The sequence below is a fragment of the Leucobacter sp. USCH14 genome, assembly GCF_037619215.1.
GTDB lineage: Bacteria > Actinomycetota > Actinomycetes > Actinomycetales > Microbacteriaceae > Leucobacter.
The window spans coordinates 48,936-74,163 of record NZ_JAQPZP010000008.1 but is presented as its reverse complement, the minus strand read 5'-3'; the positions used below and the strand labels follow the sequence as shown (position 1 = coordinate 74,163).

General features: G+C 67.7%; 21 protein-coding genes. 18 read left to right on the top strand and 3 right to left on the bottom strand.

The annotated features are described in order from the left end of the window. Nucleotides 1-15: 15 nt before the first annotated feature. Genes PQI23_RS09520 through era form a run of 7 tightly spaced genes read left to right on the top strand, consistent with a single transcriptional unit; the run spans nucleotide 16 to nucleotide 6,152 of the window. Nucleotides 16-1,374: a sensor histidine kinase gene (locus PQI23_RS09520; RefSeq protein ID WP_339973918.1), complete on the top strand. Its 1,359-nt coding sequence runs from the start codon at nucleotides 16-18 to the stop codon at nucleotides 1,372-1,374. Further along, entirely contained in the window at nucleotides 1,371-2,093 is a 723-nt protein-coding gene (locus tag PQI23_RS09515; protein ID WP_339973916.1) for a response regulator, read from the top strand. The genes PQI23_RS09520 and PQI23_RS09515 overlap by 4 nt, the downstream gene beginning before the upstream one ends. A 32-nt stretch (nucleotides 2,094-2,125) precedes the next feature. Continuing rightward, nucleotides 2,126-2,476, top strand: coding sequence for an HIT domain-containing protein (locus tag PQI23_RS09510; RefSeq protein WP_339973914.1), 351 nt, complete (start codon nucleotides 2,126-2,128; stop codon nucleotides 2,474-2,476). Next, the gene (locus PQI23_RS09505; protein WP_339973912.1) at nucleotides 2,466-3,470 is read left to right on the top strand and encodes a PhoH family protein; all 1,005 of its coding nucleotides are present in this window, start codon (nucleotides 2,466-2,468) and stop codon (nucleotides 3,468-3,470) included. The genes PQI23_RS09510 and PQI23_RS09505 overlap by 11 nt, the downstream gene beginning before the upstream one ends. Continuing rightward, entirely contained in the window at nucleotides 3,467-3,928 is a 462-nt protein-coding gene (gene ybeY / locus PQI23_RS09500; protein ID WP_339973910.1) for an rRNA maturation RNase YbeY, read from the top strand. Before PQI23_RS09505 ends, ybeY begins: the two co-directional genes overlap by 4 nt. Further along, nucleotides 3,925-5,214 (top strand): hemolysin family protein, encoded by a 1,290-nt coding sequence (locus tag PQI23_RS09495; protein ID WP_339973908.1) that lies wholly within the window; start codon nucleotides 3,925-3,927, stop codon nucleotides 5,212-5,214. Before ybeY ends, PQI23_RS09495 begins: the two co-directional genes overlap by 4 nt. Further along, nucleotides 5,211-6,152 (top strand): GTPase Era, encoded by a 942-nt coding sequence (era, locus tag PQI23_RS09490; RefSeq protein WP_339973906.1) that lies wholly within the window; start codon nucleotides 5,211-5,213, stop codon nucleotides 6,150-6,152. The genes PQI23_RS09495 and era overlap by 4 nt, the downstream gene beginning before the upstream one ends. Nucleotides 6,153-6,181: 29 nt before the next feature. Here the strand turns inward: era and PQI23_RS09485 are convergent, their stop codons facing one another. Further along, complete coding sequence (locus tag PQI23_RS09485) at nucleotides 6,182-8,002, bottom strand: DUF2207 domain-containing protein (protein ID WP_339973904.1); 1,821 nt, start codon at nucleotides 8,000-8,002, stop codon at nucleotides 6,182-6,184. A 206-nt stretch (nucleotides 8,003-8,208) separates the two neighbouring features. Between PQI23_RS09485 and leuA the strand changes: the two genes are divergently transcribed. The 7 genes from leuA (at nucleotide 8,209) to PQI23_RS09450 (ending at nucleotide 17,713) form a co-directional block, all read left to right on the top strand. Continuing rightward, nucleotides 8,209-9,978: a 2-isopropylmalate synthase gene (gene leuA / locus PQI23_RS09480; protein ID WP_339974065.1), complete on the top strand. Its 1,770-nt coding sequence runs from the start codon at nucleotides 8,209-8,211 to the stop codon at nucleotides 9,976-9,978. Between the two features lie 199 nt (nucleotides 9,979-10,177). Continuing rightward, on the top strand, nucleotides 10,178-10,810 hold the full coding sequence (ruvA, locus tag PQI23_RS09475) for a Holliday junction branch migration protein RuvA (protein ID WP_339973903.1): 633 nt from the start codon (nucleotides 10,178-10,180) through the stop codon (nucleotides 10,808-10,810). Beyond that, nucleotides 10,807-11,814: a Holliday junction branch migration DNA helicase RuvB gene (ruvB, locus tag PQI23_RS09470; RefSeq protein ID WP_339973901.1), complete on the top strand. Its 1,008-nt coding sequence runs from the start codon at nucleotides 10,807-10,809 to the stop codon at nucleotides 11,812-11,814. The genes ruvA and ruvB overlap by 4 nt, the downstream gene beginning before the upstream one ends. Before the next feature lie 111 nt (nucleotides 11,815-11,925). Then, on the top strand, nucleotides 11,926-12,366 hold the full coding sequence (gene yajC, locus PQI23_RS09465) for a preprotein translocase subunit YajC (protein WP_339973899.1): 441 nt from the start codon (nucleotides 11,926-11,928) through the stop codon (nucleotides 12,364-12,366). A gap of 60 nt (nucleotides 12,367-12,426) precedes the next feature. Then, nucleotides 12,427-14,250, top strand: coding sequence for a protein translocase subunit SecD (gene secD / locus PQI23_RS09460; protein ID WP_339973897.1), 1,824 nt, complete (start codon nucleotides 12,427-12,429; stop codon nucleotides 14,248-14,250). 2 nt (nucleotides 14,251-14,252) lie between these two features. After that, complete coding sequence (secF, locus tag PQI23_RS09455; protein WP_339973895.1) at nucleotides 14,253-15,305, top strand: protein translocase subunit SecF; 1,053 nt, start codon at nucleotides 14,253-14,255, stop codon at nucleotides 15,303-15,305. A gap of 158 nt (nucleotides 15,306-15,463) precedes the next feature. Further along, a complete protein-coding gene (locus PQI23_RS09450; RefSeq protein WP_339973893.1) occupies nucleotides 15,464-17,713 on the top strand; it encodes a RelA/SpoT family protein in 2,250 nt (749 codons plus the stop codon). Nucleotides 17,714-17,766: 53 nt separating this feature from the next. Here the strand turns inward: PQI23_RS09450 and PQI23_RS09445 are convergent, their stop codons facing one another. After that, complete coding sequence (locus PQI23_RS09445) at nucleotides 17,767-18,171, bottom strand: hypothetical protein (protein ID WP_339973891.1); 405 nt, start codon at nucleotides 18,169-18,171, stop codon at nucleotides 17,767-17,769. A gap of 375 nt (nucleotides 18,172-18,546) precedes the next feature. Continuing rightward, entirely contained in the window at nucleotides 18,547-19,782 is a 1,236-nt protein-coding gene (locus tag PQI23_RS09440; RefSeq protein WP_339973889.1) for a DUF349 domain-containing protein, read from the bottom strand. Nucleotides 19,783-19,947: 165 nt separating this feature from the next. Between PQI23_RS09440 and PQI23_RS09435 the strand changes: the two genes are divergently transcribed. The 4 genes from PQI23_RS09435 to alaS all read left to right on the top strand — a co-directional run bounded on the left by PQI23_RS09435 (nucleotide 19,948) and on the right by alaS (nucleotide 25,228). Next, on the top strand, nucleotides 19,948-21,243 hold the full coding sequence (locus PQI23_RS09435; protein WP_339974063.1) for a replication-associated recombination protein A: 1,296 nt from the start codon (nucleotides 19,948-19,950) through the stop codon (nucleotides 21,241-21,243). Between the two features lie 266 nt (nucleotides 21,244-21,509). Continuing rightward, the gene (gene rpsD / locus PQI23_RS09430; RefSeq protein ID WP_058593051.1) at nucleotides 21,510-22,139 is read left to right on the top strand and encodes a 30S ribosomal protein S4; all 630 of its coding nucleotides are present in this window, start codon (nucleotides 21,510-21,512) and stop codon (nucleotides 22,137-22,139) included. Between the two features lie 163 nt (nucleotides 22,140-22,302). Further along, nucleotides 22,303-22,524, top strand: coding sequence for a hypothetical protein (locus PQI23_RS09425; protein WP_339973885.1), 222 nt, complete (start codon nucleotides 22,303-22,305; stop codon nucleotides 22,522-22,524). 49 nt (nucleotides 22,525-22,573) lie between these two features. Beyond that, nucleotides 22,574-25,228 carry an alanine--tRNA ligase gene (alaS, locus tag PQI23_RS09420; protein ID WP_339973883.1) on the top strand — a complete coding sequence of 885 codons (2,655 nt, stop codon included), beginning with the start codon at nucleotides 22,574-22,576 and terminating at the stop codon, nucleotides 25,226-25,228.

Here is a 25,228-nt window from a genome sequence, read left to right as displayed (position 1 = left end):
GCGAGAATGTGACCCATGAGTCACGGCCGATCACGCAGTGCGACCTCGCGCGTGTTCGTCGTTCTCATGTGCGGGGTGCTGGCGGTGAGCGTGATCGTCACCGCACTGCTGATGTGGGACAGCCGGCGCGCCGAGTACCGGCACACCGAGCGCACGACGCGAGCCCTCGCCGTCGCCGTCGCCGCGGCACCGGAAACCGCGGAAGCACTCGCGGATCCGATCGGATCGTCGCGCGTCGATGCGTTGCAAGAGCACGTCTCCCACCTCAGGCGCGATATCGGCGTGAGTTACATCACCGTGATGGACGCGTCGGGAACGCGGTTCACCCACCCGGACCCCGCGGAGATCGGAAAGCGCTACCGCGGCACGATCCCCGTCGAAGCGGCGTCCTTCACGGAGCGATGGACGGGCACGCTCGGTCCCTCCATTCGCACGATCGCTCCCGTCGTCGACCGCTCAGGCGCCACGATCGGATGGGTGTCCGTCGGAATCACCGTCAGCTCGATCGCCCAGGAGATCCTGCGCGAGATGCCGCTCGTATTCGCCGTGAGCGGTGCGTTCGCGGCCGTCGGAGGGCTCGCTGCGCTCGCCGGCCGACGCATCACCCGGCGGATCACGGGCGACCTCTCAGCGGAGGCCGTGCGCGAGGCCCTGATCTCCCACGACTCGCTGCGAACGCTCAGCGAGTCTCTGCGGGCGCAGACCCACGAGCACGGCAACCGTCTGCACGCCGCGATCGCGCTCCTCGAACTCGGAAGGCGGGATGAGGCGATCGACATGCTCGCTGCAACGGCTCACCGAAGCCAGGAGCTCGCCGACCTCGTGGCTGCTCCCGATGCGCTCGACCACGCAGTGAGCGCAGTGATCGTCGGCAAGACGGCGCAGGCCGCCGAACGCGGCGTCACCCTCGCAGCCGACATCGCTCCGGAGCTCCCGGATCTGCCGCTGGGCACGATGGAACTGGTCTCCGTCGTCGGCAATCTCCTGGACAACGCGATCGACGCAGCGGCGGCGAGCAACTCGCGGTCCCGCACGGTCGAGCTCCGGATGAGAGCTGGGGCGCAGGGAGAGGTGCTCATCGACGTGTCGGACTCGGGCGACGGTTTCGGCGTCGAGGACCGGAGCAGCATGTTCGACTGGGGCGTCTCGACGAAGCGGGTACCTCCGGGGCGCGAAGCGGAGGGGCGGGGCGTCGGCCTGGCGCTCGTCGAGCGCATCGTGCGCGAGTGCGGCGGATCGATCGCGGTTCGCGAAGCGCCGACGACCTTCTCGGTGCGGCTCCCGCTGCACGGTTCCGAGAGCGCCCTTCCATCCGCGTCGTCGGTCGTGGAGCGCGCAGTGCCGGTTGCGCCGGCCACCTCGGAGCTCCCGTGAGCGGGGTTGCGCGGGGCACGCGCGACCCGATCCGAGTCGTGATCGTCGACGACGATGCACTCGCACTCGAATTGCATCGCGCGCACCTGGACCGTGTGGGCGGGTTCCAGGTGGTGGCCGAGTGCACCGGGGCGCGCGCCGCCGTCGCCGCACTCACACGTTCGTCGCACAGCGCGGACCTCGTGCTGCTCGACGTCACGATGCCGGACGGAACCGGTATCGACGTGCTGCGGCACGTGCGCGCGCGAGGGGTGCGCACCGAGGTCATCGCAGTCAGCGGAGTGCGAGATGTCGAGGTCGTGCGCGAGATGGTGGCGCTCGGCGCTGTGCAGTATGTGATCAAGCCGTACACGTTCGCGTCCTTCAGGGACCGCATCCAAGCATTCATGGAGTACCACTACCGGTCTCTCGCAGCAGCCGGAGCCGCTACGCAGCACGAGGTCGACCAGATGCTCGCCTCGTTGCGCGCGGCTCCGATCGCCGCACTGCCGAAAGGGCTCTCGGCGACGACCCTGGAGCACGTCTCCGCAGCCGTCCGCGAGCGCGGGCCGAGTACCGCGCACGAGATCGGCCTGCGCCTCGGACTGTCGCGCGAAGTCGGTCGACGGTATCTGGAGCATCTCGCCGACGCCCGTCGAGTGGAGCGGCGCGCTCGATACGGTGCGCGGGGCCGGCCGCAGACCGAGTACGCCTGGTGCGCGGACATCGGTGCGCGCTGAACGGCTCACCCGCCAGCGTCTACACTGGAACCATGGCAGCAGAGACCGTGTTCGCGAAGATCGTGTCCGGTGAGATTCCCGTCGAGATCCTCGCGGAGACCGAGCGGGTGCTCGCGTTCCCCGATATCAGCCCTCAGGCGCCGGTCCACATCCTCGTGATCCCGAAGTCGACGGCGTACGAGAACGTCGCCGAGCTCGCCGCCGCTGAGCCCGACACGCTCGCCGAGATGGTCTCCGTCGCGCAGAGCCTTGCCGAGGAGCACGCCAACGGCGAATTCCGCCTCATCTTCAACAGCGGAGCGACGGCAGGCCAGACCGTCTTCCACGTGCATGCGCACCTGCTCGCCGGCAACCTCGAGGAGCGATCGCTCGGTGCCTCCTGAACTCCCGGAGAATGATCCTCCGCTGCAGCGCACGATCCTGCTGGCGGGAGTCGATCTCGCGTCGTTCCTCGGGCACCGCGATCAGCTGCTCGCCGATCTCGAAGCGCAGCACCCCGAGGTCTCGTTCCATGCGCGCGATCAGGTGCTCACGCTGCGCGGACCCGCGGGAAGCGTGCGCGCCGCGGAAGAAGTGGTCAATGAGATCCTCGAACTCGCGAGGCGCAGCGGCGCCGTATCGCGACGCGACGTCCAGGAGGTGACGCGAATGGTGCACGACGGACAGGGGCCCACGGCGGCGCAGATGCTGAGCGAGCCGATCGTGACGGTGCGCGGTCACGCGGTCCGCGCCCAGACCCGTGGCCAGCGCGCGTACGTGGATGCCATCGACACGCACACGATCGTGTTCGGCGTCGGGCCGGCGGGTACCGGGAAGACCTACCTCGCGATGGCGAAGGCCGTGCAGGCCCTGCAGCGACGCGAAGTGGCGAAGATCATCCTCACCCGGCCGGCCGTCGAAGCCGGCGAACGGCTCGGATATCTGCCGGGGACGCTCGAGGACAAGATCGATCCGTATCTTCGACCGCTCTTCGATGCGATCGGATCGATGATGGACGCCGACGTCGTGCCGAAGCTGCTCGCGAGCGGCACGATCGAGGTCGCGCCGCTCGCCTACATGCGCGGACGCACGCTGAACGAGTCGTTCGTGGTGCTCGACGAGGCGCAGAACACGACGCCCGAGCAGATGAAGATGTTTCTGACGCGACTGGGCTACGGCTCCAGGATGGTGGTGACGGGAGACATCACCCAGGTCGATCTGCCGATCGCGACCAGCGGCTTGCGCGTCGTCAACCGCATCCTGCGCGACGTCGAGGACATCCACTTCGCGGAACTCGGGTCGGACGATATCGTGCGCCACAATCTGGTGAGCCGGATCGTCGACGCATACAGCGCCTTCGACCAGTCCGCGGAGCGGCAGAAGGGAGACGCCTCGTGAGCGTCGAGATCAACAACGAGTCGGGCATCGAGATCGAGGTGGGCCGCGTGCAGCGTCTCGCGGCGTTCGTGCTGGAGTCCCTCTACGTCCACCCCGACACCGAAGTGGGTGTGATGTTCGTGGACGAGACCTCCATCGAGCGGCTCCACGTGCAGTGGATGGACGAGCCGGGCCCGACCGATGTGCTGAGCTTTCCGATGGACGAGCTGCGCCCGGGCCGCGTCGACGCGCAGACCCCTGCAGGGTTGCTCGGCGACATCGTGATCTGCCCGCAGGTCGCGGAGGTGCAGGCGGAGGCTGCGGGCCACGACCTCCAGCAGGAGATCTCCGTCCTGCTGACGCACGGGATGCTGCACGTGCTCGGCTACGATCACGCCACCCCCGAGGAGGAGGCCGAGATGTTCGGCCTCCAGCGCGACCTGCTGCTCTCCTTCGCCATGCGCGAGCGCTCTCGATGAGCCTGCCCCTGGCACTGCTGTTCCTCGCCGCGGCTGCGGTTCTGCTCGCTCTGGGCGGGCTGCTCGCAGCGGCCGACGCAGCCCTCGGCGTACGGTCGCGGGCCGAACTGATGGCGCTGGCCGACGAGTCCCCGCGCTCGGGCCGGGCGATCCGAGCCATTGCCGAGGACGAGGGGCGACACGCGAACGCGCTGGCATTCGCACGCGTCTTCGCTGAGACGCTCTCCGCGGTGCTCATCACCCTGGTGCTCGCGTACTCGCTCGAGATGCTCTGGCTCGAGCTGGTGCTCGCGACGCTCGTGATGACGGCGGTCACCTTCGTGCTGGTCGGCTCGAGCCCGCGAACGGTGGGTTCGCATCACGCCGACGCCGTCATCCGTTTCGCCGCCCCGCTGCTGCGGGGATTGCGGCTGCTGCTCGGGCCGCTGGCCTCGGGCCTCATGCGGTTCGGAGACCGCGTGACTCCGGGGCGCAGCGCCGGCCGCCGCATCCGGGACGAGCAGCAGCTGCTCTCGATGGTCGACCAGGCCGCCGAGCAAGCCGTGCTCGAGAGCGATGATCGCGATTACATCCACTCGCTCGTCGAGTTCGGCGACACGCTCGTGCGCGAGATCATGGTTCCGCGCATCGATATGATCACTGTGGACGCCGATCAGAGCGTGCGGGAGGCGCTCGAGCAGCTCCTAGCCTCTCGGCACTCCCGCGTACCCGTCGTGGACGGCGATGTCGATGACGTGGTCGGCATCGCCTACCTGCGCGACGCGAGCGGTTTCGCCCTGCGACGTCCCGAGGAGTCCGAACAGGCCCCGGTCACCCGGATCACGAAACCCGCGATCTTCGTACCCGAAGTGCAGCGCGCCGACGATCTCCTCCGGCAGATGCAGCGGGAATCCAATCATCTCGCACTGGCGGTCGATGAATACGGGGGCATCTCGGGCCTCGTCACGCTCGAAGATCTGATCGAGGAGCTGCTCGGCGACATCTCCGACGAGCACGACCGCGACGTGCCCGAGATGACGATGCAGGAAGACGGATCGTTCATCGTCGGGGCGCGTCTGTCGGTGCCCGAGCTCGGCGAACTCTTCGGCCTCGAGCTCGAGGACGAGGATGTCGACACCGTGGCCGGCCTCGTCGCGAAGACGCTCGGCAGGCTTCCCGAGGCCGGCGACACGGTCGTCGTCGCGGGCATCGAATTGACCGCGATCGACACCGAGCGCCGCCGACAGCGTCTGCTCACGGTCGAGGCGCGTTGGATCGGAGAGAACGAAGGAGAGGACGGCGCATGAGCCAGGAGGATCGTCACGAGCCCGGCACGGGCGCTGAGGAATCGACGAAGGGCGACTATCGAGCGGGATTCGTCTCGTTCGTCGGGCGACCGAACGTGGGCAAGTCGACGCTGACGAACGCGCTCGTCGGCGAGAAGATCGCCATCACGAGCCCGAAGCCGCAGACCACGCGTCGCGCGATCCGCGGAATCTCGCACCGGGAGAACGGCCAGCTGATCATCGTCGACACTCCGGGGCTGCACCGTCCGCGCACGCTGCTCGGAGAACGTCTCAATGCGCTCGTGGAGGCGACCCTCGGAGATGTCGACGTAATCGGCTTCTGCATTCCTGCGAACGAGAAGCTCGGGCCTGGCGACCGCTTCATCAACGAGCGGCTGAACGACTTCCCGCGCGCCAAGAAGGTGGCGGTGCTCACGAAGGTCGACGAGGCGTCGAAGAGCGAGATCATCGATCAGCTTACGCGACTCGGCGAGCTGCGGGAGTGGGACGCGGTGGTTCCCATCTCGTCCGTCACCCGCGAGCAGCTCGACGTGCTCGCCGATGTGCTGCTCGGGCTCATGCCGATCTCCCCACCGCTCTACGAATCCGAGCAGACGACCGACGAGGGCGAGGACGACCGGATCGCCGAGCTCATTCGCGAAGCAGCGCTCGACGGGGTTCGCGACGAGCTGCCGCATTCGTTGGCGGCCACGGTCGAGGATCGTGAGGAGCGGGAGGACGGCCTGCTCGAGATCTACGCGAACCTGTACGTCGAGCGAGACAGCCAGAAGGGCATCATCATCGGTCACCGCGGCTCACGCCTGCGCGACGTGGGGGAGCGGGCCCGACGGGAGATCGAGGCGCTCCTCGGGCGACGCGTCTACCTGTCGCTGCGGGTCAAGGTGCTCAAGGAGTGGCAGCGCGATCCGAAGGCGCTGGGCAAGCTCGGCTTCAACTGAGCTCGGTGCGCGCCTCCGTCCGCGTAAGCTCACCTTCCGCCTGAGAACCCGCCGCCTCCGCCGCCTCCGGCGAAGCCTCCGCCGGTCGACCCGCCCGAGCTGCTCGATGTGTAGCTCACGGATGAGCTGAGGGAGTCGGTGAACTGCGAGATCGTGTCCGTGAACGACGACGCGCCCGCCGTTCCGAGCCCCGCGTACCAGAGCGGGACGTATCCGTTGTGCTGCTCGAACGTCACCTGCAGCACGCGGGTCCACTCCTTCTCGAGCCCGAAGATCATCGCGTAGGGCAGCAGCCGTTCGTACAGATGCACGATGTCGACACCGGCCTCCGAGCGACGCTCCGCTCCGCTGTGCGACTGCAGCATGCGCAGCCGATCGGCTTCGGCGACCGTGATGAACTCGCGCACTCCGAGCAGGTACTCGCGCGTCTCGGCTCCGAGGGGCGTGTACACGCGCTGCTTGACGACGGAGGCGAACGCTGCGATCAACGCCACCACGCCCATGATGATGAAGATCGCGGGGAGCGCGTTCTCGCGCGTCGCCAGCGAGGCGACGGTGAAGCCGCCGAGCACCGCCACGAGACCGATGGAGATCCATCCCCAGAGACGAGCGTTCCTGCTGTGCACCTTCTCGACGTAGCCGCGCTCCTTCTCGGCTGCGACTCCGGCCGCCTCGAGCTTCTGCATCCGCTGTCCGAAGCCCTCGTCGCTCTTGGGCAGAGCGAACGCGTCTCCCGGGGTCGCCTTCGGGAAGAGCGCGTGCAGGGCCTGGTCGTCGAGAGGGTCTGCGGTGCGGGTCGGATCGACGAGGCGCAGCACCGGCTGCGCGACCTTCGGTCCGAACATCCCCTGCTCCGGCTCGCCGTCTTCGATGCGGATCGCCCCGCGCACGGCGAGGTGCACGATCTGGGCCGCACTCGTCTTCCCGGCGGCGCCGGCGACCGGTCCCGCCAGCAGCGGGGGCAGCGTATCGGGGACGTCGTACTGGGCGACGATCGTGCCGCGCCCCGCCTTCCTGCGGCTTCGGAGCCGGAACGCCGAACCGGCGGCGACACCCGCAGTGCCCAGCGCGCCGCCCCCGATGATGAGGGGAAGCGTGTCGAGCGCGAAGTTCGGGAGGCGGCTGTCGGGCTGCACGACGGAGTCCGCTTCGAGGCCGATGGCGGCGGTAACGCCCTCCTGCGGGCCGAGCGCGACGCCGCTGATGGCGAAGCCGGTTCCGCCCGCCGCCGCACTCATATCGCACGCGTCGGTCGAACCCGCACTGCCCGCGTAGCATCGAGCGTCGCCGGTGACGCGATCCGCCAGGCCCGGGCCGAACGAGATCGTCGCGTCGAAGCGATCGATCGGCTGCTCGTGCTCGAAGTCCACGAGGTCCCAGTAGAACTCGTCGGCCGCACCGTCTTCTCGAGCGAGCACCACGTCCTGGAGCGTGTAGGAGATCACGTACGTCTGCACGCCCCGGACGAATCGATCGTCGCCGGTGAGCACCGCCACGAAGCCGTCCTCCTCTTCGATCTCGAACGGCACGGCCGCGCCCGAGGCGTCGGTCACCGAGAAGTTCGCCGGATCGGTCGAGCTGCCCTCGTACTCCTCCGGCAGACCGCGGACGATGCCGCGATTCTGATCGAAGTCGGGAAACTCCGCCACGAGCGTCTCCGTCACCTGAGCGACGGCTCGCCCCTCCGCGTCGGTGTCGATCTCGTACGCGACATCCCAGCTCCGATAGGAGAAATCGGAGACGTCGGCTTCCGCGGGAGCGGGCGACTGGGGGAGGGCCCAAGCCGCCGCCGCGGCGACGACCGCGAGAGCGACGGCGCCGCCGCGAAGTATGCGCATGCCTGTGGTCATGGCAATCAGGCTATGCCACGTGGGCGCACCACGCCCGGAATCCGCGCGGGCACGGCGTCAGCTGCTAGAGTGATCGGCATGCTGTTCGGCTCGCTTCTCCTTAGCTGCCGCGACGAGTCCTCGACTTCGAACTGATCAGTCTCTGGCCTCCCTCGTCGCGGTGTTCGTGTTTGGCTGAGCAAGACCACGACGAGAAAGACGAGTTCATGCAGAACCTGCAGCAGCCCTCCGGGATGCCGACGCATCGGTACCGCCCGTTCCACGAGATCATCGATGTCGATCTCCCCGATCGCACCTGGCCGACGAAGCGAATCACCGAGGCGCCGCGCTGGTGCGCGGTCGACCTGCGCGACGGCAATCAGGCGCTCATCGATCCGATGAGCCCCGAACGCAAGCGGATCATGTTCGATCTGCTCGTCAAGATGGGGTACAAGGAGATCGAGGTCGGGTTCCCATCGGCGAGCCAGACCGACTTCGACTTCGTGAGGCATCTCATCGAAGACGGCGCCATCCCCGACGACGTCACCATCCAAGTGCTGACCCAGGCGCGCGAGCACCTGATCACCCGCACCTACGAGTCGCTCATCGGCGCCAAGCGCGCCATCGTGCACCTCTACAACTCCACGAGCATCCTGCAGCGAGACGTCGTATTCCGGTCGGATCGTGCGGGCATCAAGCAGATCGCCATCGAGGGGGCCAAGCTCTGCAGGGCGAGCGAGCACATCTGCCCCGACACCGAGATCTACTACGAGTACTCGCCCGAGTCGTACACGGGAACCGAGCTCGAGTACGCCGTCGAGGTGTGCAATGACGTGCTGGAGGTGCTCGAGCCGACCGCCGACCGCAAGGTGATCATCAATCTTCCCGCCACGGTCGAGATGGCGACGCCCAACGTGTACGCCGATTCGATCGAGTGGATGAGCCGCCATCTCGACCACCGCGAGAACGTGATCCTCTCACTGCACCCGCACAACGACCGCGGTACGGCCGTGGCTGCCGCCGAACTCGGATACCAGGCGGGCGCCGACCGCATCGAGGGCTGCCTCTTCGGGAACGGGGAGCGCACCGGCAACGTCGATCTCGTCGCACTCGGCATCAACCTGTTCACGCAGGGCATCGACCCGCAGATCGACTTCTCTCGTCTCGACGAGGTGCGCCGCACCGCCGAGTACTGCAACCAGCTGCGGGTGCCCGAGCGCAGCCCGTGGGCCGGGGACCTCGTCTACACGGCGTTCTCGGGGTCGCACCAGGACGCGATCAAGAAGGGCTTCGAGCGGATGGCGCAGGACGCCGAAGCGGCGGGCACCAGCGTCGACGAGATCGAGTGGGCCGTACCGTACCTGCCCGTCGACCCGAAGGACCTGGGCCGCTCCTATGAGGCCGTGATCCGTGTGAACTCGCAGTCGGGCAAGGGAGGCGTCGCCTACCTGCTCAAGACTGACCACCACCTCGACCTGCCGCGCCGCTTGCAGATCGAGTTCAGCTCCGTGGTGCAGGGCGTGACGGACTCCGAGGGCGGTGAGATGTCCAGCGATGAGATCTGGCGCATCTTCCAGGACGAGTACCTGCCCGCGCAGGCCGACGACGCCGAGACCTGGGGGCGGTACAAGCTCCTCCGCACCGCGGCGACGAGCGCGGGGGACGGCATCACCGAACTGGTCGTGGACTACCGCGTCGGATCGGAGGATCAGCGGCTCACGGGCCGCGGCAACGGCCCCGTCGATGCATTCCTCAACGCGCTCAACGCGACCGGCCACTCGGTCACGCTGTTCGACTACGTCGAGCACGCGATGAGCTCCGGTGGCGACGCGGTGGCGGCCGCCTACGTCGATCTCGAGGTCGACGGGCAGCGCCTCTGGGGCGTGGGCATCGACGCCGACACGAGCCGGGCCACGCTCGAGGCGATCGTGAGCTCCGTCAACCGCGCGGTCCGCAACCGCAACCGCGAAGCCGTCGTGGAGCCTGCGAACGCCTGAGGCGGCGTCGCGTGTCGCAAGCCGCGGACCGCGACGCGTTCGTCTCTCACCCGAGCGGGGTCACTTCTCGTGCGTGTCCCACTCGCGACACGCACGGAGAGTGACCCCGCTCGCATGGAGGAGTTCGCGTTCGTAGATATGTTCGAGCACGCGGTGTGGCGATACGCCGAATCGCTGCGAGGTCTTCTAGGGTGAACCTGTGATTGCTTCGATTCGCGGGCCCGTGCTCGCTGCGGGTGCCGGATGGGTCGTCGTCGAGGTCGGCGGCCTCGGGATGCGCGTCGAGGTGCCGAGCGGGCGCGTCTCACCGGCGAATGCGGGGGATGAGCTGCGGCTGCACACGTCCCTCGTGGTGCGCGAGGACTCACTGACGCTCTTCGGGTTCTCGTCGGAGGCGGAGTTGGACGTCTTCGGGCATCTGATCGCCGTCTCCGGCGTGGGGCCGCGCAGCGCCCTGGGCGTGCTGTCGGCGCTCACGCCCTCCGAGATCGCGGCGGCGGTGGCGCTCGACGACGAGAAGCCGTTCCGCAAAGTGTCGGGGATCGGCCCGAAGACGGCCAAGCTCATCACGCTGTCGCTCGCCGGCAAACTCGCGCACCTCGCGCTCGAGTCGGATGCGACGGCCGCGGTTGTTCAAGCCCCGTCCGATGCGATCGCTGAGGGCGTGCTCGAGGGACTCGTCGGTCTGGGCTGGGCCGACGCCGAGGCGGGCCAGGCCGTGCAAGACGCTCGTGATGCCGGTGCTCCCGATGACAGCGCGGGCTTGCTGCGCGCTGCCCTCGCCCTGTTGCAGGCGGGCCGCGGAGCACGAGGATCGCGAGGCGCCCGATGAGCGGAGAGCTCTCGGCGCAGGCGACCGCGTCTGAACGGGGCTACGAGGGTGCGCTCAGACCTGGCAGTCTCGCCGAGTTCGTCGGCCAGTCGAAGGTGCGTCGGCAACTCGGGCTGCTGCTGGACGCGGCGACGATGCGCCGCCACACGCCCGATCACATCTTGCTCGCCGGGCCGCCGGGGCTCGGGAAGACGACGCTGTCGATGATCGTCGCCGCGGAGCTCGACAAACCGCTGCATCAGACCTCGGGGCCGGCGATTCAGCACGCCGGCGATCTCGCGGCCGTTCTTTCGGCGCTCACACCGGGCGAGGTGCTCTTCATCGACGAGATCCACCGCATGGCCCGCAGCGCCGAAGAGATGCTGTACCTCGCGATGGAGGACTTCAAGGTCGACATCATGGTGGGCAAGGGCGCCGGCGCCACCTCGGTGCCGCTCGAGCTCTCGCCCTTCACGCTCGTGGGTGCGACGACGCGCGCCGGTCTGCTGCCCAATCCGCTGCGCGACCGCTTCGGCTTCACCGCCCACCTCGAGTTCTACTCGGACGACGAGCTCTCGAAGGTGGTGAGCCGCGCGTCCCGGCTCATCGAGTTCGTGCTCTCGGAGAGCGGCGTGGACGAGATCGCGCGACGCTCGCGCGGCACCCCGCGTATCGCGAACCGTCTACTGCGGCGGGTGCGCGATTACGGCCTCGTGCACGACCTGCCCGGCGACGCCTCCACCGTGCAGGCCGCGCTCGCCCTCTACGATGTCGACGATCATGGGCTGGACCGGCTCGACCGCGAGGTGCTGCGCGCTGTGGTCGAGCGGTTCAACGGTGGGCCCGTCGGGCTCTCGACGCTCGCGGTCTCTGTGGGCGAGGAAGCGGAGACGATCGAAGCGGTGGTCGAACCGTTCCTCGTGCGGACCGGCCTGCTCTCCCGCACTCCGCGCGGTCGCGTCGCGACGCGATTGGGTTGGGAGCACGTGGGTGCGGTTCCGCCGGGTGCATCCGGCGAAGAGTAGGGGAGCGTTCCCAGCGGCAACCCGTTAAACTGATGCAATCTGTGCCTCAGGAGGGGCATGTGTTCGTCTGCCGAAAGGACCGTTGTGCCTCTGGATCCGATCACTCTTGTGATGTTCGCGCTGATCGCGCTGTTGATCTTCTTCATGTTCCGGAACGGGAAGAAGCGGCAGGCCGCGCAGGCCGAGCTGCAGAACAACCTTCGTCCGGGCGCGGAGGTCATGCTCCAGTCGGGCATCTTCGGCACCATCGACGCCGTCGACGACGAGGAGAACAAGGTGACCCTGCGCAGCGGGACCTCCTCCTTCGTCGTGCACCGCAATGCGGTCGCGCAGGTCGTCGCACCGGTCGACGCCGCGCCAAAGGAGGAGAGCTCGGAGCTCGCTCCCGATGACGATCCCGCCTTCGGGCAGCGTTTCGGCGCCACCGATGCGGCGCCCGCCGGAGCAGCGGCCGACGATGCGCCGGCTGCGCCCGAGGCCGACCCGCGTCGCACCGGCGAGAACGATTCCGACGTCGATGAGCAGGGGAACAGTTCGGCGCCGAAGGCCTGAGCCGGTGGCCGCGGCACGGCCGCGGCCACCCCTGTCCACGTTTAGAGAAAGCAGTCAGTCTTGGCGTCATCACCCGCCGTTCGGAGGGCCCGACGGTCCCTCGTTCTCCTTCTGGTCTTCATCGTCGGCCTCGCAGGTCTGATCACCTACGGCGTGTTCAACAGCAACGCGACGTGGACCCCGAAACTCGCCCTCGACCTGCAGGGCGGCACCCAGGTACTGCTCGCGGCCGAGCAGACCGGCGGCGAAGCGGTCGCCGGTGATCAGCTGCAGCAGGCCGTGTCGATCATTCGTCAGCGCGTCGACGCCGCAGGCGTCTCCGAGGCCGAGATCACGACTCAGGGCAATCAGCACATCTCCGTGTCGATTCCGGGCAAGGCCGATGAGGCGACGATGCAGCGCATCGAGGCTTCTGCGAATCTCGACTTCCGGCCCGTACTGACCTACGGCATCGGTGCGAACGTCGATCAGGCGACGGCGGAGGACGGCGCGGAGGCGGGTACGGCCTCGGATGACGCCGCCGCTGAAGGAGCGACTCCCGAGGATGCGACGACGGAGGATGCCGCTGCCGACCAAGCGGCAGGGGAAGAGGGCGAAGCCGCTGAAGGAGCGGAGGCCGAAGCGTACGACGAGAGCCTCGACCCGGAGACGATCCCGGAGAGCGCCGGTGATCTGGCGTGGATCACTCCCGCGCTGCAGGAGAAGTTCGACGCATTCACCTGCGACTCCGACGCGGCGCTCGACGCGGGCAACGCCCGGGCGGATCGACCGCTCATCACCTGCGACGACACGGGTGCGGCCAAGTACATTCTGGGGCCGGTCGAACTCGACGGATCCGTGATCACCGACGCGGTCGCGCAGGTCGGCACGACGTCCACCGGCGCGTCGACCGGCGAGTGGGTCGTGCAGATCACCATGAACCAGGAGGGAACGGACACCTTCGGGAAGATCAGCACGCGCCTCTTCGGCGCTGCCGAACCGCAGAACCAGTTCGCCTTCGTGCTCGACGGTCGGGTGCTGTCGGCGCCGACGATGCAGGCGCAGATCCTCGACGGACGGCCCTCGATCAGCGGGCAGTTCACGCAGGAATCGGCGGCGGCTCTGGCCGACCAGCTGAAGTTCGGCGCGCTGCCGATCGATTTCTCGGTGCAGAGCCAGGAGGACATCTCGGCGACACTCGGTACCAGCCAGCTCTCGGCGGGCCTGCTCGCGGGACTCATCGGCCTGCTCCTGGTCGTCGTGTACTCCGCCTTCCAATACCGCGCGCTCGGTTCGCTCACCATCGCCTCGCTCGTGATCGCCGGTGTGCTGACGTACCTGCTGTTGACGTTCTTTTCCTGGCGCCAGGGATATCGTCTCTCGCTGGCGGGCGTCGCAGGCATCATCGTCGCGGTCGGCTTCACCGCGGACTCCTTCATCGTCTACTTCGAGCGCATCCGCGATGCGCTTCGCGACGGCTTCTCCATCGAAAGCGCGGTGGAGCACGGCTGGAAGCGGGCGTTCCGCACCGTCCTGGCGTCGGACGGCGTGAACTTCCTCGCGGCGGTGATCCTGTTCATCCTCGCCGTCGGCAACGTGAAGGGCTTCGCGTTCACGCTCGGCCTCACGACCCTCGTCGACGTCCTCGTGATCGCCTTCTTCACGCACCCGATCATGACGCTGCTCGCACGCACCCGCTTCTACCAGGGCGGACATCCGTTCTCGGGTCTGGACCCGCAGAAGCTGGGCGCGGTGTACCGCGGCCGTATGCAGTTCCGTGAGCCGGTCGTCGCCTCCCGGGGCGGGAAGAAGAACGCGCGGAGTCAGAAAGAGGCCGCACGCCGCCAGACCATCGCCGAACGCAAGGCTCTCATGGCCGATGCTTCAGCCGGAAAGGAGAGCTGACCATGGCTCGCTCATTCGCCGAGTTCGGCAACGCGCTCTACACCGGTGAGAAGTCGATCGACTTCATCGGTCGTCGCAAGACGTGGTATCTCATCTCGATCGTGCTGATCGTGATCTCGATCGCCGGCCCGCTGCTGCGCGGAGGGTTCACCTTCGGCATCGAGTTCACGGGGGGCAGCCAGTTCCAGGTGCACCTCTCCGAGGGTCAGGATCGCGATCCTGCGATTGCCGAAGCCGCCGTGCAAGAGGTGCTTCCGGCGAGCGTTCCGCGCGTGTCCCAGGTCGGTCCGACCGATATCCGGGTCCAGACCGAGGCGCTCTCCGATTCGGAGAACCGGGAGGTCGCCCAGGCGATCGGCGACAGCTACGGGGTTCCGGTCGAGGAGGTGACGACCTCGTACATCGGCCCGGCGTGGGGGCAGGACATCACGCGCCAGGCGATCATCGCGCTGATCGTGTTCATCCTGTTCGCCGCTCTGGTCATGGCCATCTACTTCAGAACCTGGAAGATGTCGTTGGCGGCGATCATCGCACTGCTGCACGACCTCGTGATCACCGCCGGCATCTACGGCATCTCGGGCTTCGAGATCACCCCCGCGGCGATGATCGGGTTCCTCACGATTCTCGGATACTCCCTCTACGACACGGTGGTGGTCTTCGACAAGATCCGCGAGAACACGGCGCCGGGCGAGCTGAACGACCGGCGCACGTTCGCCGAGTCGGTGAACCTGGGCGTGAATCAGACTCTGGTGCGATCGATCAACACCTCCGTCGTCGCACTGCTGCCGGTGGCATCGATTCTCTTCATCGGGGCCTTCGTGCTCGGAGCGGGAACCCTGCGTGACATCTCGCTGGCGCTGTTCATCGGCATCTTCGTCGGAGCGTACTCCACGATCTTCATCGCGTCGCCCGCCTACGCGCACCTGCGTGAGGGGGAGCCCGGCATTCGGAAGCGCGATGCCAAGGTCTTGCGAACCCGTGAACGCGACGGCGCCTCGTCCGATGCGGATGAGGCCGAGATCATCGGCGAGACGGACCCCGCTTCGGCACGATAGGAATCGAAGGAGCGGATGAACGGGCCGGGGACGTCGGGAGAAGCGCAGTGCGCTCGCTCCGACGAGCCCCGGCCCGCTTCGTCTCCCGGGCCGATGCCACTCGCTTTGCTCCGGGCCTCGCGCCGGGTGTAGCGTTCAATCATTCGAGGAGGTGATCCGTGGCAAGTCAAGATACGACGACGACCGGCGGAACGACTGCGCTTCGGCGCCTGGTGCCGCGTATCTTCTCCCGCGGAAGCGCTCCGGGCGCAGTCGATCAGCTGATCCGCACCGTGCGCGGCAATCACCCGCGTGCCGATCTGACCGTCATCGAGCGTGCGTATGCCGTGGCGGAGCGGGCTCACCGCGGGCAGAAGCGCCGCAGTGGAGAGCCCTACATCACTCACCCCATCGCGGTGGCGCAGATCCTGGCCGATCTCGGAATCGCTCCGAACGTGATCGCGGCCGCCCTGCTGCACGACACGGTCGAAGACACGGAGTACACCCTCGAACAGCTGACGCAGGAGTTCGGCGATGAGATCGCCATGCTCGTCGACGGAGTCACCAAGCTCGACAAGGTGAAATACGGCGATTCCGCGCAGGCCGAGACCGTGCGGAAGATGGTCGTCGCGATGTCGAAGGATATTCGCGTGCTGGTGATCAAGCTCGCCGACCGTCTGCACAACGCGCGCACGTGGGGCTTCGTATCGGGCGACTCCGCGAAGCGCAAAGCGCAGGAGACGATCGAGATCTACGCGCCGCTCGCGCACCGCCTCGGTATCCAGTCCATGAAGACGGAGCTCGAGGATCTGTCGTTCGCGGTGCTCAAGCCGAAGCTTTACGCCGAGATTCAGAACCTCGTGGAGCAGCGGAACCCGCAGCGCGACGAGCTCGTCGGCAGGGTGATCGGCTCCATCGAGGGGGATCTTCGCGAGTCGAAGATTCGCGGCGAGGTCACAGGGCGCCCCAAAGAGCTCTACTCGATCTATCAGAAGATGATCGTGCGCGGTCGGGAGTTCGACGACATCTACGACCTCGTCGGAATCCGCGTTCTGGTGAACTCCATACGCGATTGCTATGCCGTGCTCGGGGCGGTGCACGCGCGGTGGACGCCGATCCCGGGTCGCTTCAAGGACTACATCGCCACCCCGAAGTTCAATCTGTACCAGTCGCTCCACACGACGGTCATCGGACCCGATGGCCGCGCGGTCGAGATCCAGATCCGCACGGTTGAGATGCACCAACGGGCCGAGTACGGCGTCGCGGCGCATTGGAAGTACAAGCAGCGGCAGCAGAACCAGGGCCAGTCGTCCAACGACATGGCCTGGCTCGCCCACATCTCCGACTGGCAGGCGGAGACGGAGGATCCGAGCGAGTTCCTCGATGCGCTCCGCTACGAGATCGGCGCCAAAGAGGTGTACGTCTTCACGCCGAAGGGTCGCGTGATCGGCTTGCCCGACGGCGGAACCACTGTCGATTTCGCCTATGCCGTGCACACGGAGGTCGGGCACCGCACGATGGGCGCCCGCGTGAACGGCCGCCTGGTGCCGCTGGAGACCGCGCTCCAGAACGGCGACGTCGTCGAGGTGTTCACGTCGAAGGATCCGAACGCGGGGCCGAATCAGGACTGGCTCTCCTTCGTGCAGAGCAAGCGGGCCCAGAACAAGATCCGGCAGTGGTTCACGAAGGAGCGGCGCGAGGAGGCCGCGGAGACCGGCAAGGTCGAGATCACGAAGGCGCTGCGCAAGCAGGGGCTCCCGCTGCATCGGGTGATGAACTCCTCGGCGCTGCAGCAGATCGCGCTGCAACTGCGCTATCTCGACGTCACCGCGCTCTATGCGGCGGTGGGCGAGGGGCACGTCTCCGCGCAGTCGGTCGTCGAGAAGGTGACGGCGCTCGTGTTCGACGAGCAGACCTCGACCGAACCGGCGCTCGCCACGCTGCCCATCATCGAGGCTCCGCGCACACCGAAGACGACGGACTCGAGCGGAGTGGTGGTCGCCGGCGCATCCGACGTGCTGGCGAAGCTCGCGAAATGCTGCACGCCGGTGCCGGGTGATGAGATTCTCGGGTACGTCACTAAGGGGCAGGGTGTCTCCGTGCACCGCGTCGACTGCCACAACTTCATGTCGCTGCGTGCGCAGGAGGATCGCGTCGTCGGCGTGCAGTGGGCCCCTACGTCGAAGAGCGTCTTCCTGGTGCAGATTCAGGTGGAGGCGTTGGACCGCGCGGGTCTGCTCTCGGATGTGACGCGGACCCTGTCGGAGCACCACGTCAACATTCTCTCCGCGTCGGTAAACACCTCGAGCTCTCGTCTGGCGATCAGCAAGTTCGTCTTCGAGATGGCGAACGCGACGCACCTCGAGCACGTGTTGAACGCCGTAAGACGGATCGACGGGGTGTACGACGTCTACCGCATCACGAACTGAGCACTTGGTCTCCGGACAGTCGGTGCGCACGACGCCGCGCTCGTGGCCGGACGTCACAGTGCACTCAAGCGCGCCGTCGCAATCCGCCGGTAGCGGCGCGCGCCTGCGTCGAGGGCCGACTGCACTTCGGATCTGCCGCCGGAGTGCCGCAGCAGCAGCAGGCGGCACGCGACGCGCATCGCGACGGTCAGCGGACTCGGAGACCTGAGGAGATCGCACAGGGTTCGCGTCTGGGTCGTCACGCATCCTCGCCCCACGCGAACGAAGTCCTCCTCGGCGAGGGAGCGCTCGTGCACGGACACTTCGGCCGAGGCGCGCAACGGCGGGCGCTTCCGTCCGATCGTCGAGCACTGCAGCGGGTCACCCGGTTCGCGCCCCACGCCCCAGACCCAGGCGGCCGTCATGCCGATCGCTACGTACTGCTCGCCCAGCCACGGGGCGAGCGCGGAGAGCCGCACGCGCGGAGTCTCGGGCCAGGCGACGGGCCGAAGGCCTGGCCCGCATCGAACGAGCGAGCCCCGCATCCGTTCTACGGAACGGACCGCTTGCGCCCACTCATGGGTGCGGGGAACGTCCAGGCGGGGGCGACGCCGCGGCCCGTGCGGTAGCCAGTCGTGCACGGGTGAAGCGAGATCGCGAGAACCGAGGACGGGAGAACCGAGGTCAGTGGGCGCGAACTCGCTGGAACCGAGGTCAGTGGAGTCGTCGAATACGTGGAACTGCGGGCCGGGCATACTCCCATCGTGGAGGAATGCTGATCCGCCCGCTGCGTTTCGCGAGCGCTCTGTGGAGAACTCGCGTGGTTCGCGCGCTCGCCGCGCGGTGAGCGATCGTCAGTCGCCGATGGCGGCGAGCCACGATTGCTGGGTGGCGAGCTTCTCCTCGGCGTCCTTCGCCTTGCGGTCGTCACCCGCGGCTCGAGCTGCCTCGAGTTCGGAGGTGAGGTCCGCGATCGATGCCTCGAGCTGCCCGCGAAGGCCCTCGCTGCGCGCCTTCGTCTCGGGATTCGTCTTGCTCCAGTGCTCGTCCTCCAGCTGCTTCACGTGGTCCTCGATCTTGCGCAGACGCCCCTCGATCTCACGCAGAGCCTCGCGGGGCACGCGTCCGAGCTCGTCCCAGCGCAACTGGATCGCGGTGAGCTGCTTGCGAGCTGTCGCGTGATCCTGCACCTCGAGAATGGGAGCTGCTTCATCGAGCAGTGCCTGCTTCGCGGTCAGGTTCTCCGCGTACTCCTCGTTCGTCTGAGCCGCTTCCGCGGCCTTCGCCTCGTAGAGCACGTCGCCGGCGGCTTTGAACCGTGCCCACAGCTGGTCGTCGAGCTTGCGGCTCGCGCGGCCGGCGGCCTTCCAGTCGTCGAGGAGGGCGCGATACGCGGGGATGCCCTCGACGCCGCGGGGCGCGAGGGCCTCGGCAGACGCGATGATGCGCTCCTTGCGCTGCTTGACGTCCTTGTTCGTCGCGTCCATCTGCGCGAAGTGCGCGCGGCGTGCGGAGTCGAACGACTGCCGAGCCGAGCGGAATCGCTTCCACAGCGCGTCCGCCTGAGACTTCGGAATCTGCGGGCCCGTGCGCTGAGCGGTCTGCCAGTCGGTGAAGAGCTGCTCGAACGCCTGACTCGTGTCCTTCCAGCGGATGGAGGCGGCCGGCTGCGCGGCGAGCCGCTCCGCCTCGGCGGCAATCGCCTCGCGCTTCGCGACGGCTTCCGAACGAGCGGCCTCGCGCTCCGCGTTCTGCTTCTCGCTCAGCTCTGCCGTCTTGGAGCCGAGCTTGTCCACGCGCTCGCGCAGCGATGCGACATCGCCGACGGCTGCGGGTTCGACGAGCTGCTCGCGAAGCTTCGCCACGGTATCGGCCGCCGACGCATCGGCCGTGCCGCGGGCGATGCGTGCTTCGAGCAGGGTGACCTGACCCTCGAGGTCGGCGAACTTGCGCGTGAAGTAGGCGAGCGCCTCTTCAGGAGTTCCGTCGGGGAACGACCCGACGACACGTTCTGCATCGCCCTCGCGCACATAGACGGTGCGGTCCTCGTCGACTCGCCCCCAGGACGTCTCGTTGCTCGCTTCGCTCACGATTGTGCTCACCTGTCGTGTAGTGGGGTCGGCGCACCGACCGGACGGAATAGTCACCACCACTATGCCACAGTGCAGGGCCGAGGTCTCGGGGTGCTCGGTCGATACGATGGAGGCGTGGATTCGAGACCAGTGCCCGCGCAGACGGCACCGCTCGCGGTGCGCATGCGCCCGCGATCGCTCGACGAGGTCGTCGGGCAGCAGCACTTGCTGAAACCGGGCTCGCCGTTGCGCACCCTCGCCTCAGACGCGGCGGGTGGCGGGGGAGCGGTCTCCGTGATCCTCTGGGGGCCGCCGGGAACGGGGAAGACGACCCTCGCTCAGGCGATCGCGCATTCGAGCGGGCGACGCTTCGTCGAGCTCTCCGCAGTGACGGCAGGCATCAAAGACGTGCGCACCGTGATGGAGCGGGCGCTGAACGATCGCGACCTCTACGACATCGCGACGGTGCTCTTCCTCGACGAGATCCATCGATTCACGAAGGCGCAGCAGGACGCGCTGCTGCCGGGCGTCGAGAACGGATGGGTCACCCTCGTGGCGGCGACCACCGAGAATCCTTCGTTCTCGGTGATCAGCCCCCTGCTCTCGCGCTCGCTCCTGCTGACGCTCGAGCCGCTGGCCGATCCCGACCTCAGGAGTCTGCTCGAGCGTGCGGTCGACGACCCGCGTGGGCTCGCCGGCGGGGTCGAAGTGACCGACGAGGCCTTCGAGGCGCTCGTCCAGGTCGCCTCGGGTGATGCGCGACGCGCGCTCACCGGGCTCGAAGCCGCAGCTGCCTCGGCCGTCGCGAGCGCCGCCGATGATGCGGCTCCGGTGGTGACCGGGGAGACGGTCGCCGTATCGATCGACCGCGCGCTGCTGCGGTACGACAAGAACGGCGACCAGCATTACGACGTGATCAGCGCGTTCATCAAGTCGATGCGGGGATCGGACCCCGACGCGGCGATTCACTACCTTGCACGCATGATCGAGGCGGGCGAGGATCCTCGATTCATCGCGCGCAGGCTCATGGTGCACGCGGCGGAGGACGTCGGCATGGCGGATCCGCAGGCGCTCCCGATCGCGGTCGCCGCGGCCGAGGCGACGCAACTGATCGGACTTCCGGAGGCGCGCATCCCGCTTGCGGAGGCGACCATATACATCGCGACGGCTCCGAAATCGAACGCGGTGATCACGGCCATCGACGCGGCCATCGCCGACGTGAAAGCCGGACGGTTCGGTCTGGTGCCGAAGCATCTGCGCGACGCGCATTACCCGGGCGCGAAGCGGATGGGGCACGGGAGGGGCTATCGCTATCCCCACAGCGACCCGCGAGGGGTGTCGCAGCAGCAGTACCTGCCAGACGAACTGCGCGACCGCGTCTACTACGAACCGACGCAGCACGGCAATGAGCGCGAGGTGTCCGATCGGCTGGAGAAGATCCGGCGGATCACCCGAGGCTCGAACGACGCACCGTCGTGAGGCGCGGGAGCGTCGCGGCAGGCGTTCCGGTCGGGAAAGTGATAAGCTAGCCGCTGGCCAACACCACCCCCGCCGCTGGCTGCACGCGGGGGCCGGATGGCAGTCGCCCTGTAGCCGGGTTTCTGCACTGGTCGTTCCCTCACCGAACAACGGTTCGCTGCGTCGCGTGCATCACTGGTTGATGCGGGCGCAGCCTGGCCGAGAGAACCTGCGCGATCCGAACACCTGATCGCGCTGTCATCATTCAGAAACTCGAAAGGACCCACGTGTCGACTACGTCGCGTACCCGTTCCCAGACCCGCCTGTCGCGCTCGCTCGGCATCGCACTGACGCCGAAGGCGGCGCGCTACCTCGAGAAGCGCCCCTACGGACCCGGCCAGCACGGCCGCACCAAGCGCAAGAGCGACAGCGACTACGCCGTCCGTCTGCGCGAGAAGCAGCGTCTCCGCGCCCAGTACGGCATCCGCGAGAAGCAGCTCACCATCGCGTTCAAGGAAGCCCGTCGCCAGGACGGTCTGACTGGTGAGAACCTCGTCGAGCTGCTCGAGATGCGCCTCGACGCGCTCGTGCTCCGTGCGGGCTTCGCGCGCACGACGGCTCAGGCTCGTCAGATGGTCGTGCACCGTCACATCCTCGTCGACGGCAAGATCGTCGACCGCCCCTCCTTCCGCGTGAAGCCGGGTCAGCTCATCCACGTCAAGGCCCGCTCCGAGGCGATGGAGCCGTTCCAGGTCGCAGCGGCCGGCGGTCACGCCGAGGTGCTCCCGAACGTTCCGGGCTACCTCGAGGTCGAGCTCGACAAGCTCCAGGCTCGCCTGGTGCGCCGCCCCAAGCGCGCCGAGGTTCCCGTGACCTGCGAAGTGCAGCTCGTCGTCGAGTACTACTCGGGCCGCTGAGCACTCGCACTCGCGAATGGAACGGGGCGTCGGATCGAATCCGGCGCCCCGTTCGCCGTTCCCGGACCGCGCTTCCCGACAGGGGTCACCCGCTAAGCTTGTCGAGTGCTCGAGCACGCGCGGCCGTGCGGTCGCGCTCCGACGCCGACGGGAGGACCGAAATATGGGCAAGCTGTTCTGGCTGATCACCGGAGTCGCGGTGGGATTCGTGGGAGCGCACTTCGTGAACCAGACGACCGAGGGGCGGCGATTCTTCACGCGCGTGAACCGCGGCATGGATGAGCTCGGGCGCGCCTTCGCGTCGGGCTATCGGGAGGCCGACGCCGATGACGAAGCCGAGGCCGATGCTGCAGCGCTGAGTGCCGCCATCCGCGAGCGCGGCTGACCCTCGCCCGCCCGCACGCAATCGACCGATTCCCAGAGAAAGACCCCGGATGAAGACCGCCGAAATCCATCGCCGTTGGCTCGACTTCTTCGAGAAGAAGGGGCACACCGTAGTTCCTTCCGCCTCGCTCGTCAGCGATGACCCGAGCCTGATGTTCACGGTCGCCGGCATGGTGCCCTTCGTGCCCTACCTGAGCGGTCTCGTGCCGGCGCCCTTCGACCGGGCGACGAGCGTGCAGAAGTGCATCCGCACCAACGACATCGAAGAGGTCGGCAAGACGCCCCGCCACGGCACCTTCTTCCAGATGTGCGGAAACTTCTCCTTCGGCGACTACTTCAAAGAGGGAGCCATCCGCTTCGCCTGGGAGCTGCTGACGACGAGCGAGGCCGACGGCGGTCTCGGGTTCGAGCCGGAGGATCTCTGGGTCACCGTCTACGAGGAGGACGAGGAGGCGATCGCGCTCTGGCGCGAGCACTCGACACTCCCCGACGAGCGGATTCAGCGACTCGGCAAGGATACGAACTACTGGTCGACCGGGCAGCCGGGCCCCGCGGGCCCGTGCTCCGAGATCTTCTACGACCTGGGGCCGGAGCACGGAGTCGACGGCGGGCCGGCGACGGACGACGACCGGTACGTGGAGATCTGGAATCTGGTCTTCATGCAGTACGAGGTCGCCGACGTGCGCTCGAAGACCGACTTCACGATTCTGGGCGAGCTGCCCCGGAAGAACATCGACACGGGTCTCGGCCTCGAGCGCGTCGCCTTCATCAAGCAGGGTGTGCAGAACATGTACGAGATCGACCAGGTGCGGCCGGTGCTCGATCGCGCAGCGGAGATCGCGGGCAAGACGTACGGCGAGGATCACGCTGATGACGTGCGCCTGCGCGTCATCGCGGATCACGTGCGCAGCGGGCTCATGCTCATCGCCGATGGGGTCACACCTTCGAACGAAGGACGCGGGTACATCCTGCGCCGTCTGCTGCGTCGCGTAACGCTGTCGATGCGTCTGCTGGGAGTGGAGGGGCCGAGTTTCGCAGAGCTCTTCCCGGTCTCCCGCGACGCGATGAGTGCCGCGTACCCCGCAGTCGCCGAAGACTTCGAGTTCATCGCGCGCGCCGCGTACGCGGAGGAGAAGACGTTCCTGCGCACGCTCGCCTCCGGTATTCAGATTCTCGACGCCGCGGTCGGCTCCGCGAAGTCGGCGGGCGCCGCGGTGCCCGGCGATACCGCGTTCCTGCTGCACGACACCCACGGCTTCCCGATCGAACTCACGCTGGAGATCGCCGAAGAGGCCGGGGTGCCCGTCGACGCCGAAGTGTTCACCTCCCTGATGCAGGAGCAGCGCGACCGGGCGAAGGCCGACGCGAAGGCCAAGAAGGGCCAGCGCGCAGACCTCTCCATCTACAAGGAGCTGCGCGGTCTGGGCGAGACGCTCTTCACGGGCTATGACGAGCTCGTCCACGAGGGGCGCGTGCTCGGCATCGTGGTCGACGGTGCGCCGGTGCGGGAGGCGCACGAGGGCGACATCGCCGAACTCGTGCTCTCGGAGACATCGCTGTTCGCGGAATCCGGAGGGCAGGACGCGGATCAGGGGGTGATCATCGGCGACGGCTTCGAAGCCGAGGTGCTCGACGTGCAGAAGCCCGTCGCCGGTCTGATCGTGCACACGGTGCGCGTGGTGATCGGAACGATCGGGCTGGATATGCGGGCCGAGACGCGCGTGGATGCGGACTACCGTCGAGGCGCCACTCAGGCGCACTCGGGCACCCACATCGTGCACGCGGCCCTGCGCGACGTGCTCGGTCAGACCGCCCATCAGACGGGCTCCTACAACAAGGCCGGGTACTTGCGACTCGACTTCTCGCACACCGACGCGCTTTCGAGCGAGACGAAGAGCGAGATCGAGGAGATCTCGAACCTCGCAATCCGCTCGGACTACGAGGTGGTAACGCGCGAGATGCCGCTCGACGAGGCGAAAGCGCTGGGCGCCATGGCGCTCTTCGGCGAGAAGTACGGCGATCGCGTGCGCGTCGTCGACATCGGCGGCCCGTGGTCGCGTGAGCTCTGCGCGGGCACGCACGTCACGAGCTCGGCGGAGATCGGGATGATCAACCTGATCTCCGAGAGCTCGGTGGGTTCGACCAATCGCCGCGTGGAATCACTGGTCGGGATCGAGGCGTTCCGCAACTTCGCCGCCGAGCGCGCGATCGTGCAGCAGCTCACGGGCGGACTCAAGGTGCCGCGCGCCGAGCTGGTGACCAAGGTGCAGGATCTCGGCGCGCAGTTGCGCGCGGCCGAGAAGAAGATCGCCGCATTGGAGGCCGAGAAGCTGCGCGAGCGCGTGCCGCAGCTGCTTGAGAGCGCGGAGCAGCTCGGTGGGGTGCGGGCCGTGCTCGCCTCGCTCGGAGCCGTCGGGTCCGCCGACGACATTCGCGCGCTCGCGCTGACGCTCCGCGAGCAGCTCGGCTCGCAGCCGGGCGTGGTGGTGCTGGCGGGCGAAGCCGGAGGCAAGCCGGTCGTCATCGCGGCGACGACTGCTGCGGGTCGCGAGGCCGGGGCTCGAGCCGGCGCGCTAGTGCGCACCGGAGCCCGCGTTCTCGGCGGCGGCGGGGGCGGCAAGGACGACCTGGCGCAGGGCGGCGGAACCGATGCGGCGCAGATCGATGCGGCGCTCGCAGAGATCCGTCGCACGCTCGGCGGCTGA

Bases quoted from the DNA above. Each gene is read 5' to 3' on its own strand.
- yajC (WP_339973899.1), top strand. From the start codon at position 11,926: ATGTTCGCGCTGATCGCGCTGTTGATCTTCTTCATGTTCCGGAACGGG.
- alaS (WP_339973883.1), top strand. From the start codon at position 22,574: ATGAAGACCGCCGAAATCCATCGCCGTTGGCTCGACTTCTTCGAGAAG.
- PQI23_RS09495 (WP_339973908.1), top strand. From the start codon at position 3,925: ATGAGCCTGCCCCTGGCACTGCTGTTCCTCGCCGCGGCTGCGGTTCTG.
- secF (WP_339973895.1), top strand. From the start codon at position 14,253: ATGGCTCGCTCATTCGCCGAGTTCGGCAACGCGCTCTACACCGGTGAG.
- PQI23_RS09520 (WP_339973918.1), top strand. From the start codon at position 16: ATGAGTCACGGCCGATCACGCAGTGCGACCTCGCGCGTGTTCGTCGTT.
- era (WP_339973906.1), top strand. From the start codon at position 5,211: ATGAGCCAGGAGGATCGTCACGAGCCCGGCACGGGCGCTGAGGAATCG.
- PQI23_RS09425 (WP_339973885.1), top strand. From the start codon at position 22,303: ATGGGCAAGCTGTTCTGGCTGATCACCGGAGTCGCGGTGGGATTCGTG.
- PQI23_RS09435 (WP_339974063.1), top strand. From the start codon at position 19,948: ATGCGCCCGCGATCGCTCGACGAGGTCGTCGGGCAGCAGCACTTGCTG.
- leuA (WP_339974065.1), top strand. From the start codon at position 8,209: ATGCAGAACCTGCAGCAGCCCTCCGGGATGCCGACGCATCGGTACCGC.
- PQI23_RS09510 (WP_339973914.1), top strand. From the start codon at position 2,126: ATGGCAGCAGAGACCGTGTTCGCGAAGATCGTGTCCGGTGAGATTCCC.
- PQI23_RS09485 (WP_339973904.1), bottom strand. From the start codon at position 8,002: ATGACCACAGGCATGCGCATACTTCGCGGCGGCGCCGTCGCTCTCGCG.
- ruvB (WP_339973901.1), top strand. From the start codon at position 10,807: ATGAGCGGAGAGCTCTCGGCGCAGGCGACCGCGTCTGAACGGGGCTAC.